The organism is Parabacteroides sp. Marseille-P3160 (genome assembly GCF_900162725.1).
Classification (GTDB): domain Bacteria; phylum Bacteroidota; class Bacteroidia; order Bacteroidales; family Tannerellaceae; genus Marseille-P3160.
Map to the genome: position 1 here is coordinate 93,480 of NZ_LT799418.1, position 18,994 is coordinate 112,473.

The following is an 18,994-nucleotide window of genomic DNA, read 5'->3' on the forward strand; positions in this document are numbered from 1 at the left end:
TATCTAGATAATACACAACATACCAAACATTTATACTCCTCGTGCTTCACTTTCCTTTTTTTGGCATCGCTCTTGCATTATAGATAGCAGATGGGATGATCTAAAGAAGAACAACATCTTATTAGTAACAATAAAAAAAAGTGAAGTTATGAAAGCAATTATTTTATCAGCCGCTCTTTTGATGAGCGCAGGCATTTTTGCAAGTGAAAAGATGTCTAACAATTTACCGGAAAGCAATGTAGTACCTGAAGTACAGGCGATCGCTCAGTCAGCCGACGGATTTGTCCCTGTAAAAGTTGAGGATTTGAATGAGAAAGTGGTAGGCGCTTTGAAGGTTTATGCCGAAACAAATGATATTACGGCTCTTTCCTACAACGCTGAAAAGAAATTGACGAAGGTTGACCTGAGTGCGAAAGCAGACGGTAGTACCAAGACCATTATCCTTGACGATGAAGGTAAGGAAACGACAGCAGACGCCGCTGCTCCAGCAGAATCTACTCAGCCGACAGAACCGACCGAACCGGATCAACCGACTGAACCGGAAGGAACTATTCCTCCAACAGAAGTCCTATAAAAATAGATTTTCCTAGTTTTTGATATGATAATAGGTAGTAGGTGCAATTGTTGACTCAAGCCTGTAGGAAAGCGTTCCTGCAGGCTTTGTCTTTTTAGGATTGATCCAAAAGAACCCACTTCTTTCCACTTGCGGAAATCGCCCAGTAAATAAATGTTGCTGTAGACATAACACTTTCTGGGATCCAAAGAAAAAGCCTCTCTTCACAGGGAGGCTTTTTTCTTTGGGGAATAACCAATAAACAAAATCCCCACATACGGTTTAGTCATCTTTTTACTTACATAATTAGCGTAAGGTCTTGGTTTAAGCATCATACTAATAGTGTTACCAAATCTTCTGATGCAAAGATAGGGGCGTCCGGAAAGATGCGCAATACCTACAATCGGGTATAATGAGGATAGACTTACCTATTTATGGTTACTAATCATCACTTTTGTTTGAACTTTCGTTATCTTTTATAAAAAAGCAAATGCCGGAAGCGGGTAAGATTCATTCTTTCGGTAATTCTGCGTACCTTTGACCGTTTTCAACAAAAAATGCGAGTTTTCAACAAACCCCTATGGTTTTTGGAAAACTGAATTATCGTTCGGCATAGAATGTTTAGTTTTGCCTACAAATTAAATTAGGTATGGGAAAGATTATTGCTTTAGCAAATCAGAAGGGAGGCGTGGGAAAAACGACAACCACCATCAATCTGGCAGCCTCTTTGGCTGTATTGGAAAAGAAAGTATTGGTGGTCGACGCGGACCCGCAGGCAAATGCCTCTTCCGGATTAGGTATCGATATCCGGAATATCAAACTATCCATTTATGAATGCCTGATCAACGGAGAAGATGCTCAAAGCGCCATTTCCCCTACGGAAGTGGAAGGACTGGACATCATCCCCTCGCACATCGACCTGGTCGGAGCGGAAATCGAAATGCTCAACCTGGAGGACAGGGAAAAAATATTGAAGAAGGTATTGACGCCTCTAAAAGATAAATACGACTATCTGTTGATCGACTGCTCCCCCTCGCTCGGGTTGATTACGGTCAATGCGCTGACGGCTGCTGATTCGGTGATTATCCCCGTCCAATGTGAATATTTCGCCTTGGAAGGCATTAGCAAACTATTGAATACGATCAAAATAATCAAATCGAAACTCAATCCCCAGTTGGAAATCGAAGGTTTCCTGATCACCATGTACGATTCACGCCTTCGCGTAGCGAACCAGATTTACGAAGAAGTGAAACGTCCTTTCCAGGACTTAGTCTTCACGACCGTCATACAGCGGAACATCAAACTGGTGGAAGCCTCCAGCCATGGGAAACCGGTACTTCTTTACGATGCGGAATCAAAAGGAGCCGTCAACCACATCCAATTGGCTCAAGAACTTATAGAGAAAAATAAATAACAGAAGGAAGGAAGTTTATTATGGCACAAGCAAAGAGACCGGCATTAGGCCGGGGATTGGATGCACTCATCACGATGGATGACCTGAAAACCGGCGGTTCGTCTTCTATCAATGAAATAGAGATCAGTAAAATCCAGCCCAATCCGGATCAACCTCGCAGTGTGTTCGAAGAAGAGAGCCTGGAAGAACTGGCAACCTCTATCCGTGCGTTAGGCGTCATCCAACCGATTACCCTGAAGGAGATCGCTCCGGACAAATATATGATCATCTCGGGCGAACGCCGGTATCGCGCTTCCCTGAAAGCAGGGCTCGAACGAATACCTGCCTATATCCGGACGGCTGCCGACGAGAATGTCGTCGAGATGGCCCTGATCGAAAACATCCAGCGGGAAGACCTGAATGCAATTGAAATCGCGCTCGCCTATCAGAACCTGATCGACCACTACGGCCTGACACAGGAAAAACTGAGCGAACGGGTCGGAAAGAAACGGACAACCATTGCAAACTACCTGCGTTTATTGAAGTTGCCCGCTGAAATACAGGTAGGGCTGAAAGATAAAAAGATCGACATGGGACATGCCCGCGCCCTGATTCCGGTGGAGGACCCGGAGGTACAGTTGGCGATCTACGAACAGATCCTTTCATCCGGCCTCTCCGTACGGAACGTAGAGGAATTGGTACGCAGCGCAGGAGAAGTTCCGGCGGGCGGGCCGGAAAAACCGGGGAAAAGGAAGACAAAACTCCCGGAAGAGTATAAAATATTAAAAAATCATTTGTCATCCTTCTTCCGGACAAAGGTGCAATTATCTTATGACGAAAACGGGAAAGGCAAGATCACCATTCCATTTGCTTCCGAGGAAGAACTGGAAAAACTGGTCGGCCTTCTGGACAAAATGAAATAAGTGAGCCATAGTGAAGATTGTTTTAAGTAAATACCGGGGGCTTCTTCTTTTTCTCTTTTGTTGCAGCCTGACGATTGCAGGGGAAGCACAGGAAGAAAAACAAGGAATGAAAGAAGATACCCTTCACGTGGAGACATCCGATTCGGCGGTAGTCTCCATGTTGGCATCGGCTGATTCGATCCGGTTCCCATCCATGCGGAAAGAAGCATTCAAGCCGGACCCTAAAAAGGCGGTTCTCTATGCTTTAATTCCCGGGATGGGACAGATTTACAACCGTAAATACTGGAAATTGCCATTAGTGTACGGCGGTTTTATGGGATGCACCTATGCCATTACCTGGAACAATAAGAACTACCAGGATTATAGAAGCGGATATATCGATCTGATGAATGATTACAGCGAATATCTCAATCATCCTGATTATATGGAAGGGAAAGATGAAAACTACTGGAAACAAAGGGGTTGGTACAGCTTTATCCCCGGGAATTCTACACCGGAAGAATATCTGAAAAACTCCAATAACCAGAGTAATCTAAAACGGGGGAAAGATTATTACCGCCGTTACCGGGATTTAAGCATCATCATTACGGTCGGGCTTTACGCCATCTGGATGATCGATGCCTACGTGGACGCCCAGCTATTCGATTTCGATATTTCTCCCGACCTGAGCTTCCACTTCGAACCCGCGATGACACAGAAGACAGCATTTAGTTCAAGAACCTATGGCTTTAATTGCAGCCTGAAATTCTAATAATATGAAACGATACATCCTTATTCTATTCAGTTTTCTTTTGGCTATGCCGGGATTCTCACAAGAGAACACGGAGCGGGAAACGCCAATCGATTTACTACCTGAGAGCCTGGATGCCAATGTCGACAGCCTCCTACACTCCTGGCATGTACAGTACTTTACCCAAGCGGAGGACTTTTGTCACGACGACGAAGAAGACGTGATTATACCCGATTCTGTCTATGCGCTACGCCTGACAAGGTTGCCCTGCGTCATTCCGATGCAATATAACGACGTCGTCCGCCAATGTATCGACCTGTATACGGTTCGCAAGCGCAACCTGGTCCGGTATATTCTGGGCATGGCCGACCATTACTTCCCCATCATCGAACAGATCCTCGATGAATACGACATGCCGTTGGAATTGAAGTACCTGGCAATTGTGGAAAGTGCTCTTAATCCCAAGGCGCAGTCCCATGCCGGAGCCTACGGCCTTTGGCAGTTCATGCTGCCGACAGCCAAAAGCTACGGGCTGGAAATCAACAGCCTGGTCGATGAGCGGTTGGACGTTGTCAAAGCGACACGGGCCGCCTGCCAATACTTCAAGGACATGTATGCCATTTATGGCGACTGGAACCTGGTCATGGCCTCCTACAACTGTGGGCCCGGAAACGTCAACAAGGCCATCCGCCGCTCGGGAGGAAAGACAAATTTCTGGGAAATCTATCCTTATCTTCCAAGAGAGACCCGGATGTATGTCCCACTGTTCATTGCGGCCAATTATATGATGAATTATCATTGCGAACACAATCTCTGCCCGATCCGGACCAATCTTCCGCTGGCCACCGATACGGTAATGATCACAAATGTACTGCATCTGCAGCAAGTAGCGGAAGCCACCAAGCTGGACATAGAGCAACTCCGCGCGCTCAACCCCCAATACAAAAGGGACATTATTCCGGGAAATACCAAGCCCTCGGTCTTGAAACTTCCGGCCGCTACAGCTTACGCTTTCGTCGACCACGGGGATACGCTCTATACATCCCAACGCCTCGGGGAATTGCTGGCCGGCTGCACAGCATTGACTCCGGTGGAATCACGACCTTCCTCCCCCGGCCGCAAAGAATGCATCACGCACGTGGTCGAATCAGGAGAGAACATACATACCCTTTCGAACCGTTACGGCGTTTCCACCCAGGAGATCCGAAAATGGAACGGACTTCGCTCCAACCAATTGAAAAGAGGGAGCAAATTGCGACTTTATATCGATAACGGAGGCGTCACCTATATGGCAACCAAAGCGGACGAAGGAGCTATAGACTCGGAGAACTTAACTGCCGAAACAAAGGAAAAGCCGGTGCTGGAAAAACAAGCGAAGGCTCCGAAAAAATTTATTACCTATAAAGTGAAAAACGGAGATTCGCTATATTCCATCTCACTGAAGTTTCCGGGAGTCACTTCCTCCGTCCTCCAGAAGACGAACGGGCTGAAAGGAACAGGCATCTTCCCGGGCCAGGTTTTAAAAATTCCGAATGTGTAATCCGGCATTTTACAGAATACGCTTTCGATTGTTGCAAATATTTGTATATTTGTTCCTACAGATAGGAACTAAAGGATGGAACGGATGAATGAGCTTACAGAGATAATTTCCCCGGATGAACAAATGATTAAGGATGAGTTTAATGCATTATTAAACGACTACCTGAACTCGAATCACCGGAGAAAAGTAGAGCGGATAACCAAAGCATTCAATTTTGCCAATCAGGCACATGCGGGTGTCAAACGCCGCTCCGGGGAGCCGTATATCATGCATCCGTTAGCAGTCGCCCGTATTGTCTGTCGCGAAATGGGACTGGGATCCACCTCCATTTGTTCCGCCTTGCTTCATGATGTGGTGGAAGATACGGAATACACCGTTGAAGACATCCGGAATATGTTCGACGATAAGATCGCCCAGATTGTAGATGGGCTGACCAAGATCTCCGGCGGAATTTTCGGAGAACAGGCCTCCACTCAGGCGGAAAACTTCCGCAAACTTCTGCTGACGATGAGCAGCGATATCCGCGTCATCCTGATCAAGATTGCAGACCGGCTGCACAATATGCGTACCTTAGGTTCGATGCTGCCGGCCAAACAATTCAAGATTGCCGGTGAAACGCTTTACCTCTACGCCCCATTAGCCCACCGGCTGGGGCTTTTCAGTATTAAAACAGAGCTGGAAGACCTGAGCTTCAAGTACGAACATCCCGAAGAATACAAACATATCAAGGAGAAACTCGCCGCGACGGAAGCCTCCCGCCAAACCCTCTTCGAACACTTTGCCAAACCGCTGAACAAAAAACTGGAGGAAATGGGGTTGGACTTCGAGATGCGTGCCCGTGTCAAGTCGATCTATTCCATTTGGAACAAGATGCAGACCAAGGGAGTCGCTTTCGAAGACATCTACGATATCTTTGCCGTCCGCATCATCTTCGAACCAAAAGCCGGAGTGGACGAAAAAAACCTTTGCTGGGACATCTACTCCGCCATCACGGATATCTACCGGATCCGACCGGACCGGATACGCGACTGGGTAAGCCGCCCGAAAGCCAACGGATACCAGGCGCTGCACCTTACCGTCATGGGCCCTGACGGGCAATGGATCGAAATACAGATCCGGAGCCACCGGATGGACGATATAGCGGAAAAAGGATTCGCCGCCCATTGGAAATACAAGGAAAAGCACGTAGAAGAGGATACCGAACTGGATAAATGGTTGGAGACCATCACTGAAATATTGGAAAGCCCCGACCCTGACGCCCTGGACTTTCTGGACACAATCAAACTGAATCTGTTTACTTCGGAAATCTTCGTCTTTACTCCTAAAGGAGATATCAAGACCCTGCCGCAAGGCGCCACTGCGCTGGATTTCGCCTATGCCCTGCATTCCAATATCGGGAACAAGTGCATCGGAGCCAAGGTAAACCACCGCCTTGTTCCCCTAAGCCACCCTCTCTCCAGCGGAGACCAGGTGGAGATTCTGACTTCCCGTTCCCAGAAACCGCAGGCCGAATGGCTCAATTTCGTGACCACCGCCCGAGCGCGAAGCAAGATCGATGCCGTATTGAAACGCAACCGGAAAGAACAGGCGAAGGAAGGCGAAATCAAAGTCGTCAATGCATTAAAAAAGGCAGGAATCGACCCGAACATCGCCAACATCGAAAAACTGTCGATTTATTTCGGATTCAGCAAGAGGGAAGAATTCTTTTATTCGGTTGAAAAGAACGACATCATCCTCCCGGAAAACCTGAAAAAGATACTCAGGGAAAAGACGGACAACGCCTTATTCAAATATGTCAGACAGGCTCTGGGCGTTAAGCAAAAGGAATTGCCGGCGTCCACAGAACCGGAAATAAAGAAAGAGTCGCCCAAATTCGACCGTTCGAAGCCTTATGTCTTGCGGGAAGAAGCCTTTGAACGCAATTATGTCATCGCCAGTTGTTGCAAACCGATACCCGGAGACGATGCGCTCGGCTTCATCAACGACGACGGTAATGTCGTGGTACACAAACGCTCCTGTCCCATCGCCATGCGGCTCAAAAGCAGTTTCGGCGAACGGATCCTTTCAACCGTCTGGAGTAGCCATAAAAATGCCTCTTTCGAAGCTACGCTCGAGATCAAAGGCATCGACTCCATCGGTGTGCTGAACATCATCACCAAAACCATTTCCGAAGATTTCAACGTCAATATCCAGCGGTTGCTGATCGAGGCAAAGGACGGAGTTTTCGAAGGAAAAGTACGCATTTGGGTTCATGACGTCGAAGACATCCAAAAGATGTGCGTCTCCCTTTCCAAAATCAAAAACATCAAATCGGTCGGCCGTATTGCCGAATAAATCGCAGGTTCATTGCCCTTCAAAAATTCATAACTATGAATGTGCGGATCCATAGTTATGACCGCATCCATTCATAGTTATGACCGAGTTCATTCATAGTTATCAATTTTTAAGTTGATAAACGATGACTTTTGAGGCCCACTTCTCTTTGTATATTCCGCTTTTTCAGCTTAGAAAGGCAAATCGTCAGCCGGATTGGGAGAAGGGAAATCCGGTGGAGCCGGCGCTGCAAATCCGGACGAAGCCGCTTCTTGCGCATCCGGGATTCCTCCATTTATCCCGGAAGCTTCCGGTCTTTCCACTTTCCAGGCACTGATATTGGTATACCAACGTCCCTGATATTCCCGGCTGTCTATATCGAAATAAACCCGAACCTCTTCACCCGGTTGGATGCCGGCCTGCTGGATCTTGTCCGCTCCGAAAATCTGGAAACAAACTTTCTTAGGGTATTGGTCATGCGTTTCCAATACATACTCCTGCTTCTTCCATTCATTTCCCATCTTGCTCGTACCTCCCTGTTCCGGTAGTACGGTGATAATTTTTCCACTGATATCCATTTCTCTTTTTATTTTTTATTTTTCCGACGTTCCTCCCTGTATAGCATCCAATGCCTCTATGATAGAGAGCAGTTCCGTCCGTATTCCTTTGAGACGGTGGACGATTTCTCCCTGGCGGATGGCGTCTTCCTTGTTTTCTTTCAGTTTCCGTTTTGCTCCGTACAGCGTCATTCCGCGCTCCTTTACCAAATGGAAGACCAGGCGTACCGCCTCGACATCTTCGTCTTTGTAATAGCGGGTTCCTTTCTCCGTCTTACGGGGCCGGATGATATCGAACTCCTTTTCCCAAAAGCGAAGCGTAGACTCGTTGAGGCCAAATTGACGGGCAACTTCACCGATCGAATAGTACAACTTTGTCTTTTTATCCTTTTGGGTTTCCATGCGGTAAAGGTACAATTAATCCATCACCTGTCCATGATTTTCGGCAATCTGCAACATTTGGTCGTATTCCTCCGGCGTCAAATCCATATAATAATATTTCGATGGATTGTCCGGACGACCTTTGACAAGCACTTCATAATGCAGGTGGGGGCCGGTCGATTTGCCCGTATTCCCTACATAACCGATCACTTCCCCACGGGTAACCACCTGCCCCACTTTCGCCTTGAAATGGCTTAGATGGCCGTATAATGTCTGGAATCCATACCCATGGTCGATGACGATACAATTCCCGTTGCTTTGTTTCCAGGAAGCGAAAATGACTTTCCCGTTTCCCGTTGCATAAATATCCGTTCCGACAGGCGCGGAAAAGTCCATGCCGGAATGAAAACGGAGCGTACGGTAAATCGGGTCGAGCCGCATCCCGTAGCCGGAAGCGGTCTGCCGTAAATCCTTATTGGATACCGGTTGGATAGCCGGGATGCATTTATTCCGTTCTTCCATATTTTTTCCCAGCCCGATGAGTTCCTCAAAAGAATTGGATTGGATGTAGAGCTGCTTCCGGAGCATATCTATTTTTTTCGTGGTTGCGATGACCAGTTCGGCATGGGAAAGGGTCATCAAGTGTTCATACCGGTTGCTTCCACCGAAACCGGACTTACGAACAGATTCGGGAATGGATTCCGTTTGGAAAATGGCCCGGTAAAGGTTTTCGTCCCTTTGCTGGATATCATCCAATATCTGCAAGGCATCGTCCAAGCGCCGGGAAAGGATTTCATATTGTGTTTCGAGCAGCTTGTTTTCTTTTCTCAACAGCGCCTCCATCGGCGAATCAAAGGCGTACATGAACAGGATAAAGACGCCGATCCCAATGACAATCCCGATGCTCAAATGTCGTAAGACAACGAAAAAACGGTCTTTTGCGGATGGATAGACACGTTCGTAATTCAGGGTATTGGGATTATAGAGGTAGTAGATTTTTCTTGATTTAAATAATCTCATAGAATATTTCTGTTGGATAATTGTGACAAAATTAATAATTTGCGATACTTTTGCAAATTGTTTTTGAGAATATTAACGAGCGCCTTATATACAAATTATGTTGACAGCTAAAGAAATACGAGAATCTTTCAAGGCTTTTTTCGCCTCCAAGGACCATTTCATTGTTCCTTCCGCCCCTATGGTGGTCAAAGGGGACCCGACTTTGATGTTTACAAATGCGGGCATGAACCAGTTTAAAGACATTATCCTGGGAAATGTACCGATTACGCATCCGCGGGTTGCCGATTCACAGAAATGCCTGCGGGTCAGCGGTAAACATAATGACTTGGAAGAAGTGGGGCATGATACCTACCATCACACGATGTTCGAGATGCTGGGCAACTGGTCTTTCGGCGATTATTTCAAAAAAGAAGCGATCGGATGGGCATGGGAATACTTAGTAGAGGTATTGAAAATTGACCCGGAACGCTTATACGCAACCGTATTCGAAGGTAGCAAAGCGGACGGACTGGAGCGCGACAATGAAGCCGCCAGCTATTGGGAACAGTTCCTTCCGAAAGAACGGATCCTGAACGGAAACAAAAAAGATAATTTCTGGGAAATGGGCGAAACGGGACCTTGCGGTCCTTGCTCCGAAATCCATATCGATATCCGTCCGGAGGAAGAACGGAAACGGATTCCCGGCGGAGAGCTGATCAATAGGGATCATCCGCAGGTAATCGAGATATGGAACCTGGTCTTTATGCAGTTCAATCATAAGGCCGACGGTTCCCTCGAGCCGCTTCCCAACCATGTCATCGATACGGGGATGGGATTCGAACGGCTTTGTATGGCCATACAGGGTAAGACATCCAACTACGACACCGATGTCTTCCAACCGATTATCCAGGCGATCGCCAAACTGACTGGATTCACCTACGGAAGTGATGCACAAAAGGATGTGGCGATGCGCGTAATCGCCGACCATATCCGTACGATCGCCTTTTCGATCACAGACGGGCAACTACCCTCCAACGCAAAAGCGGGCTATGTGATCCGCCGTATCCTGCGCCGGGCCGTACGTTATGGGTACACTTTCCTGGACCAGCGGGAAGCATTCTTATATAAGCTGCTGCCGGCGCTTATCTTCACCATGGGCGAAGCTTATCCCGAGCTGATCGCACAAAAGACATTGATAGAGAAAGTGATGAAGGAAGAAGAAGACTCCTTCCTCCGCACATTGGAGAATGGCATCCGCCTCCTCGACCGAAAGATCGAAGAAGCAAAAGTAAAAGGAGAAACGGTCCTGAGCGGAGCCGATGCGTTCGCTCTGTATGATACATTCGGCTTTCCTTTAGACCTGACCGAACTGATCCTGCGCGAAAACGGAATGACAGAGGATGTGAAAGGCTTCGATGCGGAGATGCAAAAGCAAAAGCAACGGGCCCGGAATGCGGCCGCAATCGAAACGGGAGATTGGATCATCCTTAAAGAAGGGGAAAGCCAGTTCGTCGGCTATGACCTTTTCGAATGTGATGCCGTGATTCTCCGCTACCGGAAGATCAAGCAAAAAAATAAGGAACTCTACCAGATCGTACTGGATCGGACGCCTTTCTATGCCGAAATGGGAGGCCAAGTGGGCGATTCCGGGTGGCTGATTTCGGACGGCGACCGCGTGGAAATAATCGATACCAAAAGGGAAAATAACCTGGCGGTTCACCTCGTCACCCATTTGCCGAAAGAAGTGACGGCCGAGTTCACCGCTAAAATAGACATTGAAAAGCGTATCCAGTGCGAGTGCAACCATACGGCGACCCACTTGCTGCACGAAGCTTTGCGCCAGGTTTTAGGCAACCATGTCGAGCAAAAAGGCTCTTTCGTCTCTCCTACTTCGCTTCGTTTCGACTTTTCGCATTTTCAGAAGGTAACAGATGAAGAAATACGCGAAGTGGAGCGCCTTGTAAATAAGCAAATCCGTGCGGATCTGCCTTTGGAAGAACAACGCGCCGTTCCGATTGCCGAAGCGAAGAAGATGGGCGCCATGGCATTATTCGGGGAAAAGTACGGAGAAGAAGTACGTGTCGTGAAATACGGTTCTTCCGTCGAGCTTTGCGGGGGTACGCATATCCCTTCTACTGGCCGGATAGGAAGCCTGAGGATAATCGGCGAGAGTTCGATTGCCGCCGGGGTAAGGCGCATCGAAGCCGTCACGGCCGAGCGGGCGGAAGATTTTATAAATGCCCAGCTGGATACAATGCGCGAAATACGCTCACTTTTACATAATAGTCCCAATGTCATTCAGGGATTGAAGAAATATATCGAGGAGAATGCCGAGTTGAAGAAAGGCATCGAGGCCTTTATCCGGGAAAAGGTTGCCCTACTGAAGGCAGAGATCATCCAACGGGCCGAAGAATACAAGGGTGTCAAAATAATGACCTTCCATGGGGAAAGCATGCCGGATGCCATTAAAGATCTGGCTTTCCAGATCCAACAGCAGGTACAGGGTCATTTCATCTTTGTGGGTGGAGTGATCGACGAAGGGAAATGTTCCCTGATGGTGATGCTTAGCGAAGACTTGGTTGCCGAAGGCTGGAGCGCCAATAAGCTAGTGAAAGAGGCGGCCAGGCATATTCAGGGCGGCGGCGGCGGACAAGCGCATTTCGCCATGGCAGGCGGAAAGAATCCCGACGGTTTGGGGATTGCAATCCGTTCGATTCTCGACGTCTTTAAACAGGGGATTTAATATCCTTACTCAACTGAAACAGAATAAATAATAATGGCGAACCAGGTAGTTATTTGTAAAGAACTGAAAAGCGAATTAGAAACGTTTTTGTCCGGTTGTTCATATGACAAGCTTTTTGTATTAACCGATGCGAATACGCAGGAAAAATGTTTTCCTCTAATTCAAGACGTTCCGCAACTGAAAGGAGCGCCGGTCATCACGATACCGGCCGGGGATACGCATAAAGATATAGAGCAGCTAAGCGTGATTTGGACGGCTTTATCGACTCAAGGCGCTTCCCGCCATTCGTTACTCCTCAACTTAGGGGGAGGAATGATTACCGATATCGGCGGTTTTGCCGGAGCGACATTCAAACGGGGCATCCGGACGGTAAATATTCCAACGACGCTCATGGCGTCGGTTGATGCGGCTGTCGGCGGAAAGACCGGGATCAACTTTAACGGGCTCAAGAATGAAATCGGAGCTTTTTATCCCCCGCTCTGCGTCTTCATCGACTGCGAATTCTTACGTACGCTGGATCGGGGAAATTTGCTTTCCGGCTATGCCGAAATGATCAAACACGGGCTGATCAGCTCACGGGAGATCTACCGCCATGTCCTCTCATTCGATCTGGACCAGACGCCGGACTATGCCGCCCTCAACCAATTAGTGGCGGAATCCGTAGCGGTCAAAGAGCGTATTGTCGAAGAAGATCCCAAGGAACAAGGAATACGGAAGGCGTTGAATCTGGGACATACCATTGGACACGCTTTTGAAAGCCTGTCATTCACCCGGCAACGTCCCTTGCTCCACGGACACGCTGTTGCCGCCGGATTGGTTGCCGAGTTATATCTCTCGTATAAAGAAACCGGCTTTCCGATGCATACATTGACGCAGGCGGTATCCTTCATCAAGGAATATTATCCTGTGTTCCAATTCGGATGCAACGACTATGATGCGCTTTATGAATTAATGACGCATGATAAAAAGAATGAGAACGGCATAATCAACTTCACCCTGCTTTCCGACATCGGTGAAGTCCGGATCAATCAGTCCGTATCCAAAGAAAGAGTCCTCGAATCCCTCGACTTTTATCGGGATCGTTTTGGAATCTGACAAAAAAGCGCTACTTTTGCAGCGCAATTAAAAGCGGGATGTAGCTCAGCCCGGTAGAGTACGCGTCTGGGGGGCGTGTGGTCGCAGGTTCAAATCCTGTCATCCCGACAGAATGAAAAGGGAGTCGAAAAAATCGACTCCCTTTTTTATTTCTTTCCTTGATTCTTTCCCCTTAATACTCCTGCCGCAGGATACGGGCGGCTTCGACCATGCGGATAAGCGATTCCTTCGTTTCCGCCCAACCGCGGGTCTTCAGGCCGCAGTCGGGGTTGACCCATAATTGGGCGGGAGGAATGACTTTGGCGGCCTTCTTTAAGAGATTCACCATCTCCATAACACTTGGAATGCGTGGTGAATGGATATCATAGACACCGGGCCCGATTTCGTTCGGATACTTGAACTCGACAAAGGCATTAAGCAGTTCCATCTGCGAACGGGAGCATTCAATGGTAATCACATCGGCATCCATCCGGGCGATATGCTCGATAATATCATTGAATTCGGAATAACACATGTGCGTATGTATCTGGGTGCTGTCTTCCACTCCACCGGAGGATATGCAGAAACCGGCAACCGCCCAATCCAGATAGGTTTTCCAATCCTCTTTCCGCAAAGGCAACCCTTCCCGGATCGCCGGTTCATCAATCTGAATTACTTTGATCCCAGCCTTTTCCAAGCCCAGCACCTCATCGCGGATAGCCAGAGCAATCTGCTTGCAGGTCTCCGAACGCGGTTGGTCGTTGCGTACAAAAGACCATTGGAGAATTGTGACAGGACCGGTCAGCATCCCCTTAACCGGCTTGGAAGATAGAGATTGCGCATAGGAAATCCAATCGACCGTCATCGCCGCCGGACGTGAAACATCTCCGAAGATCACAGGCGGCTTCACACATCTCGAACCGTAACTCTGCACCCATCCGTTCTGAGTGAAAGTGAATCCGTCCAACTGTTCCCCAAAATACTCCACCATATCGTTCCGTTCGAACTCGCCATGCACCAAAACATCTAATCCGATTTTTTCCTGCCACTTTATCGCCTTCTCAATCTCTCCTTTTAGTAACCGGTCATATTCTTCCCGGATGAGTTCCCCTTTCTTGTATTTGGCCCGCCATGACCGAACTTCTTTGGTCTGGGGAAAGGAGCCGATCGTTGTGGTAGGGAATAAGGGCTGGTTAAGCAATGAATGCTGAATCCTTTTCCGGACGGCAAATGGACTTTTCCGGTGGCGATCTTTCTCCAGGACGGCCTTTGCCCTCGCTTTTACCTCTCCGTTATGAATCAACGCCGAAGTCTCCTTCCGGCAAATCGCTTGCCGATTCTCTTCCAAGGCCCTGAAGGTTTTGTCCGGAGGATTCCCGCCGGCCAATTCCTTCAGGACAGCCAGTTCCTCTACTTTTTGCTCTGCAAAAGCAAGCCATTGTTTGATTTCGGGCGTTAGCCTGCTTTCATCCGTCTCCGTCTTTAAATCATAAGGGACATGAAGGAAGGACGAAGAGGCCCCAATCAGTATCCGATCTTCACCTAACGCTACCGTCGCTTTACGAATCACTTCCAGCGAATGCCCGAAGTCGTTCTTCCATATATTACGTCCTTCGACGATTCCCAGCGAAAGGACTTTGGAAGCGGGAAACAGGCGAATGACCTCATCCAGCTGGCCGGGAGCGCGCACCAGGTCGATATGCAACGCCTCTGTCGGCAAATTAACCGCCAACTCCGTATTATTCCTCAACCCTTCGAAATAGGTCGTCAAGATGATCTTCAATTTCGGACAAGCATCTTTCAACGATTGATAAACCTTTTGATAGAGAATCTTCGCTTTTTCGTCGATATCGAGTGCAAGAAAGGGCTCATCCAATTGGATCCAAGTCGCGCCGGCATCCTCCAATTCTTTCAACAGCCGGATATAAACCGGAAGCAGGCGATCAATCAGATCCAGCCGATCGAATTCCGCCTCTTTTTCTTTTCCCAACAAAAGATAACTGATAGGTCCTATCAGAACCGGCTTTGTCTCGACTCCCAACGCCTTGGCCTCTTCATATTCTTCCAGAGCTTTGTTATAAGACAAGGAGAAAGACTGATCCTTCACAAATTCCGGAACAATATAATGATAGTTCGTATCGAACCACTTGGTCATTTCCATCGCGATAATGTCCTGCCCTTCCTTCTGATAACCGCGAGCCATTGCAAAATAGAGCTCGGTTTTGTTTTTTAGTAAAAACGCATAGCGTTGGGGTATAGCGCCCAACGACAAGGTTAAGTCCAATACCTGATCATAAAAAGAGAAATCATTAGAAGGTATCAGATCGATCCCCCACTCTTTCTGGAGCAGCCAATTGGAAGTCCGGATCTGATTCCCTTCTTCATAAAGCTGGGATTCCGGAATTTTACCGGCCCAGTAATTTTCGCAAGCCTTTTTTAATTCCCGATGACGCCCAATCCGTGGAAAACCAAGAATGTTTGTATACATAATATTTATTTTTTTACGTGTTTAAATATGGATCTGAAGCTCCTGCCTTGAAGCGGGATCGGAGTTATTCCGCAACACAAATATTCTTTGCAAAGATATATTTTACAAATATATTATCTATAAAATAAAATATAATAAGATAATTATTCTACCTTTGGTCCCAATCTAAGATTTCAATAGAATATTATTTTAAAAAGAACAGGCTTTAAAGAAATTTTCACCATGGAGAAGCTGGACGCTACTGACATTCAGATTTTAAAGGTATTGCAGAATAATGCAAAACTTACAACAAAAGAACTCGCGGAGAAGGTCAATTTATCCCCGACCCCCGTCTTTGAACGCCAAAAAAGGCTGGAACGCGAGGGCTATATCAGACGATATACGGCGGAGTTGGATTATGAGAAGTTAGGCTGCAACTTCATCGTTTTCTGTAATGTAAGGTTGAAACAGCATACGCGGGCATATGGCCTTCTGTTCATGGAAGCGATTAATAAAATCGAAGCGATTACCAATTGTTATAATATTTCCGGGGATTATGATTTTATGATGAAGATCTATGTCCGTGACATGAAGCATTACCAGGATTTTGTTCTGAATATCTTAGGGGAAATAGACAGTATCGGAAGCCTACACAGCATCTTTGTTATTGGTGAAGCAAAGAATTCGAGGTCGATCCCAATCTACCGGGACGACCCTTCATTTTGAGAAAATCCTACAGTTCATTCTTCAACAATAGTGTATCTCCCGCATCCTCCAGTTCGTAGATGTGCGCCCTTTCCGCACCGGAGGGAGAGTTCGGGCCGTGGAAGGTGATATACAATTTTCCGTCGAACGATTTGAAAATCATCCCATGCCCCCCATTTTTGGAAAACAGAGGAGTTTTATGCTGTTTCCAAGGGCCTCTTACCTTATTTGTTACCGACTCGGCTATGCCGATCGCATACTCGCCGTTCATAAAACTGGACCATATCATAAGCAGTTTGCCTGTTTTTGTTTGGTAAAGAAAACATCCGTCCGTGACGTATGATGTGGGCAGGGGAGCGGGATGTGCGGACCCGGTGGACCAGTCCGCCGCCGAAGCACAAAAGAGGGTTTGCGAATTTCCAACCGGAACCGACAAATCCGGAGCCAGTTGCACCAGCTCCATCGTCCCGTCAGCCACCTGGACCCATTCGTGACAATAAATCATATAAGGCGTCCCGTCTTCCACCCAAAGCGTTCCGTCGAGCGCCATACGGTCCATCGGAGTATGAGGGGTCTGGTCGAACGGCAAAAAAGGTCCTTCCGGTGAATCCGAATGAAAAATCTGCGTTCCCCTGAAGCTATAATCCGCCCATCCGTTTTGCTTCTTTTTCCATTGGATATCGCTGTTCAATGTAGCGAACAGATAGTATTTCCCTTTATAGGCATGAACTTCAGGAGCCCAGACAGTCCCGGTAATCCAGTTGTTTTCAGGAACCGTAAAGACACGTACCGGACCTTCCCAAGTCTTCAGGTCTTTACTTTTGAGAACCTCCACCCCGCCGAGCATCTTTCCTTCATTGTTTCGCATGCCTGCGGAACGATACATATAATAAGTTTTCGTCTTTGCGTCCGCAAGAATGTAAGGATCACGTATGTGAATCTCTGAAATAGGTTTATGTACGGTTGGGCTTTGGCTTCCTACGGGTTGGCTGCAATAAATGATACATAAAAATGCAAACAGAAATGTTTTCATGCTTTCCAGTATGTTATGAGTTTATTATTCATCATCAAAGCAGGGTTCTCTTCTTTGGGCTTGCAATTTAAGTACTTTTTTCAACTCCGCCAAATCGGATTCTACTTTCACTCAATTCTTCCGCCTGCCGGATTTTATAAAAAGAATCAAAGCACACGGTTATACCGTTTCTTCTCTTCCGGTTGAAGGGTCGTCAGGTCTGCTATCCGGACCGGCTCCTTGCCGAAGATACTGTTGCGGGCGGCAATACCTATCAAACAAGCTAAAGCTCCGTCCCGTATCCCGGCGCATTGTTTGAACGGATCAGGCGTATTCGGGATGAAGATCTGGTCTTTCAACAAGGCGTCGCCCCCTCCGTGTCCCGACGTACCGAAAGGTATCTGGATGTATTCGCGCCGCCCGAAATTCTTAAAAACGACGATTTCATCGTAATTTACATCGCTGATCGGCTTCGATTCCTGTATCCAGGCATCCAGCCGCCCTTTGGTTCCGTTGAAGGCGATCCGGTATCCTTCGTAAGGAGAATAGGCCGTTAGTGAATAGGAAACCTGAACGCCGTTCTTGTACCGGATGGTAGCCGCCATCTTATCGAAAATATTGACATCCTCCTTGAAAACACAACCGTCCCGCAGATAGCCGTCGTATTTTTCATTCTCGACATAAAGTTGCCGGTAGTAATCGTTTTTAGTCACGTCCCAATAAAACTTGCAGGAACGGGTATGAGGACACGTACGACAATTTTCCGCCCGGACACTTCCGTTCTTCCCGTAAAAGTCAAGCGCTCCCAAGGCATAGACCGATTCCGGATCACTATCGATCCACCAGTTCAGTAAGTCGAAATGATGGCTGGCCTTGTGTACCCATAACGATCCGCTTTTCTCCACCAATCGATGCCAACGCCGGAAGTAATCGGCCCCGTGGGAAGTGTCCAGATACCAGTGGAAGTCGACGGATGTGATATCCCCGATTTCTCCGGAACGGAGAATCTCCCAGATCTTTGCCCGGTGGGGAGAGTAACGGTAGTTAAAGGTTACCCGGCAGGTCTTGCCCGTACGCTTCTCGGCATCCAGTATGAGTTGGATTTTCTTTTCGTCGACCGTCATCGGTTTTTCGGTAAGCACATCGACGCCTAATTCCATGGCGCGGACAATAAACGTGTGATGAGTTGCATCGACGGTCGTCACAATAAGTAGGTCCGGCTTTGTTTCGGCCATCATTTTCTCAAAGTCGGTAAATGTCGGGCAGGTAGTGCCAATATACTTCTGAGCAAATTCGAGTCGCCCCGGGTTACTATCACACAGGCCGACAAACTCCAGCCGATCGGGATAAGCCTTGACTAAATCACGTCCCCACATATCGCATCCACGTGATCCGGTTCCAATCATTGCTATCCGTAACTTTTTTGTTTCATAATGTAAAGAAGATTTGGGAGCAGCCTGTACTGCATTCAAGTCTTTAACTAAAGCACCTCCTGCCAATATACCGGTCGCTGCAATAAAATTCCTTCTGGACATCTGTTTAGGCTCTTTCATGTTTTTCTGAATTATATTGGTTTATTTGTAAAAGATTTCTATTGGTAACAA

The 18,994-nt window shown here is 47.5% G+C and carries 15 protein-coding genes and 1 tRNA gene; 10 read left to right on the forward strand and 6 right to left on the reverse strand.

Features of this window, described 5'->3' with window-relative positions; all coding sequences use genetic code 11:
* The first annotated feature begins 148 nt into the window (after nucleotides 1-148).
* From BQ8014_RS00420 to BQ8014_RS00445, 6 genes are all read left to right on the forward strand, one after another.
* Nucleotides 149-574, forward strand: a complete 426-nt coding sequence (locus BQ8014_RS00420) for a hypothetical protein (protein WP_200814315.1) — start codon at nucleotides 149-151, stop codon at nucleotides 572-574.
* Nucleotides 575-1,202: 628 nt separating this feature from the next.
* A complete protein-coding gene (locus tag BQ8014_RS00425) occupies nucleotides 1,203-1,967 on the forward strand; it encodes a ParA family protein (RefSeq protein ID WP_080902621.1) in 765 nt (254 codons plus the stop codon).
* Between the two features lie 20 nt (nucleotides 1,968-1,987).
* On the forward strand, nucleotides 1,988-2,869 hold the full coding sequence (locus BQ8014_RS00430; protein WP_080902622.1) for a ParB/RepB/Spo0J family partition protein: 882 nt from the start codon (nucleotides 1,988-1,990) through the stop codon (nucleotides 2,867-2,869).
* Nucleotides 2,870-2,975: 106 nt separating this feature from the next.
* On the forward strand, nucleotides 2,976-3,620 hold the full coding sequence (locus tag BQ8014_RS00435; protein WP_234998096.1) for a DUF5683 domain-containing protein: 645 nt from the start codon (nucleotides 2,976-2,978) through the stop codon (nucleotides 3,618-3,620).
* Nucleotides 3,621-3,666: 46 nt separating this feature from the next.
* Entirely contained in the window at nucleotides 3,667-5,139 is a 1,473-nt protein-coding gene (locus BQ8014_RS00440) for a lytic transglycosylase domain-containing protein (protein ID WP_234998097.1), read from the forward strand.
* Nucleotides 5,140-5,223: 84 nt separating this feature from the next.
* On the forward strand, nucleotides 5,224-7,473 hold the full coding sequence (locus tag BQ8014_RS00445; RefSeq protein ID WP_200814317.1) for a RelA/SpoT family protein: 2,250 nt from the start codon (nucleotides 5,224-5,226) through the stop codon (nucleotides 7,471-7,473).
* Nucleotides 7,474-7,643: 170 nt separating this feature from the next.
* Here BQ8014_RS00445 and BQ8014_RS00450 read toward each other — a convergent pair whose 3' ends face one another.
* Genes BQ8014_RS00450 through BQ8014_RS00460 form a run of 3 tightly spaced genes read right to left on the reverse strand, consistent with a single transcriptional unit; the run spans nucleotide 7,644 to nucleotide 9,410 of the window.
* A complete protein-coding gene (locus tag BQ8014_RS00450; protein ID WP_080902625.1) occupies nucleotides 7,644-8,030 on the reverse strand; it encodes a DUF3127 domain-containing protein in 387 nt (128 codons plus the stop codon).
* Between the two features lie 15 nt (nucleotides 8,031-8,045).
* Nucleotides 8,046-8,411 (reverse strand): MerR family transcriptional regulator, encoded by a 366-nt coding sequence (locus BQ8014_RS00455; protein WP_080902626.1) that lies wholly within the window; start codon nucleotides 8,409-8,411, stop codon nucleotides 8,046-8,048.
* Between the two features lie 15 nt (nucleotides 8,412-8,426).
* Entirely contained in the window at nucleotides 8,427-9,410 is a 984-nt protein-coding gene (locus BQ8014_RS00460; RefSeq protein ID WP_080902627.1) for a M23 family metallopeptidase, read from the reverse strand.
* A 97-nt stretch (nucleotides 9,411-9,507) separates the two neighbouring features.
* On the opposite strand from BQ8014_RS00460, the gene alaS reads away from it, so the two are divergent.
* The 3 genes from alaS (at nucleotide 9,508) to BQ8014_RS00475 (ending at nucleotide 13,335) form a co-directional block, all read left to right on the forward strand.
* Nucleotides 9,508-12,132: an alanine--tRNA ligase gene (gene alaS / locus BQ8014_RS00465; protein WP_080902628.1), complete on the forward strand. Its 2,625-nt coding sequence runs from the start codon at nucleotides 9,508-9,510 to the stop codon at nucleotides 12,130-12,132.
* Nucleotides 12,133-12,162: 30 nt separating this feature from the next.
* The gene (gene aroB, locus BQ8014_RS00470) at nucleotides 12,163-13,227 is read left to right on the forward strand and encodes a 3-dehydroquinate synthase (RefSeq protein WP_087880470.1); all 1,065 of its coding nucleotides are present in this window, start codon (nucleotides 12,163-12,165) and stop codon (nucleotides 13,225-13,227) included.
* Between the two features lie 34 nt (nucleotides 13,228-13,261).
* A tRNA-Pro gene (locus BQ8014_RS00475) sits at nucleotides 13,262-13,335 on the forward strand.
* A gap of 64 nt (nucleotides 13,336-13,399) precedes the next feature.
* Here BQ8014_RS00475 and metE read toward each other — a convergent pair.
* The gene (gene metE, locus BQ8014_RS00480) at nucleotides 13,400-15,694 is read right to left on the reverse strand and encodes a 5-methyltetrahydropteroyltriglutamate--homocysteine S-methyltransferase (RefSeq protein ID WP_080902630.1); all 2,295 of its coding nucleotides are present in this window, start codon (nucleotides 15,692-15,694) and stop codon (nucleotides 13,400-13,402) included.
* A gap of 222 nt (nucleotides 15,695-15,916) precedes the next feature.
* Between metE and BQ8014_RS00485 the strand changes: the two genes are divergently transcribed.
* The gene (locus BQ8014_RS00485; RefSeq protein WP_080902631.1) at nucleotides 15,917-16,399 is read left to right on the forward strand and encodes an Lrp/AsnC family transcriptional regulator; all 483 of its coding nucleotides are present in this window, start codon (nucleotides 15,917-15,919) and stop codon (nucleotides 16,397-16,399) included.
* 7 nt (nucleotides 16,400-16,406) lie between these two features.
* On the opposite strand, the gene BQ8014_RS00490 is transcribed toward BQ8014_RS00485, so the two are convergent.
* On the reverse strand, nucleotides 16,407-17,411 hold the full coding sequence (locus BQ8014_RS00490; RefSeq protein ID WP_080902632.1) for a glycoside hydrolase family 43 protein: 1,005 nt from the start codon (nucleotides 17,409-17,411) through the stop codon (nucleotides 16,407-16,409).
* Nucleotides 17,412-17,557: 146 nt separating this feature from the next.
* The gene (locus BQ8014_RS00495) at nucleotides 17,558-18,943 is read right to left on the reverse strand and encodes a Gfo/Idh/MocA family protein (RefSeq protein WP_080902633.1); all 1,386 of its coding nucleotides are present in this window, start codon (nucleotides 18,941-18,943) and stop codon (nucleotides 17,558-17,560) included.
* Nucleotides 18,944-18,994 lie beyond the last annotated feature (51 nt).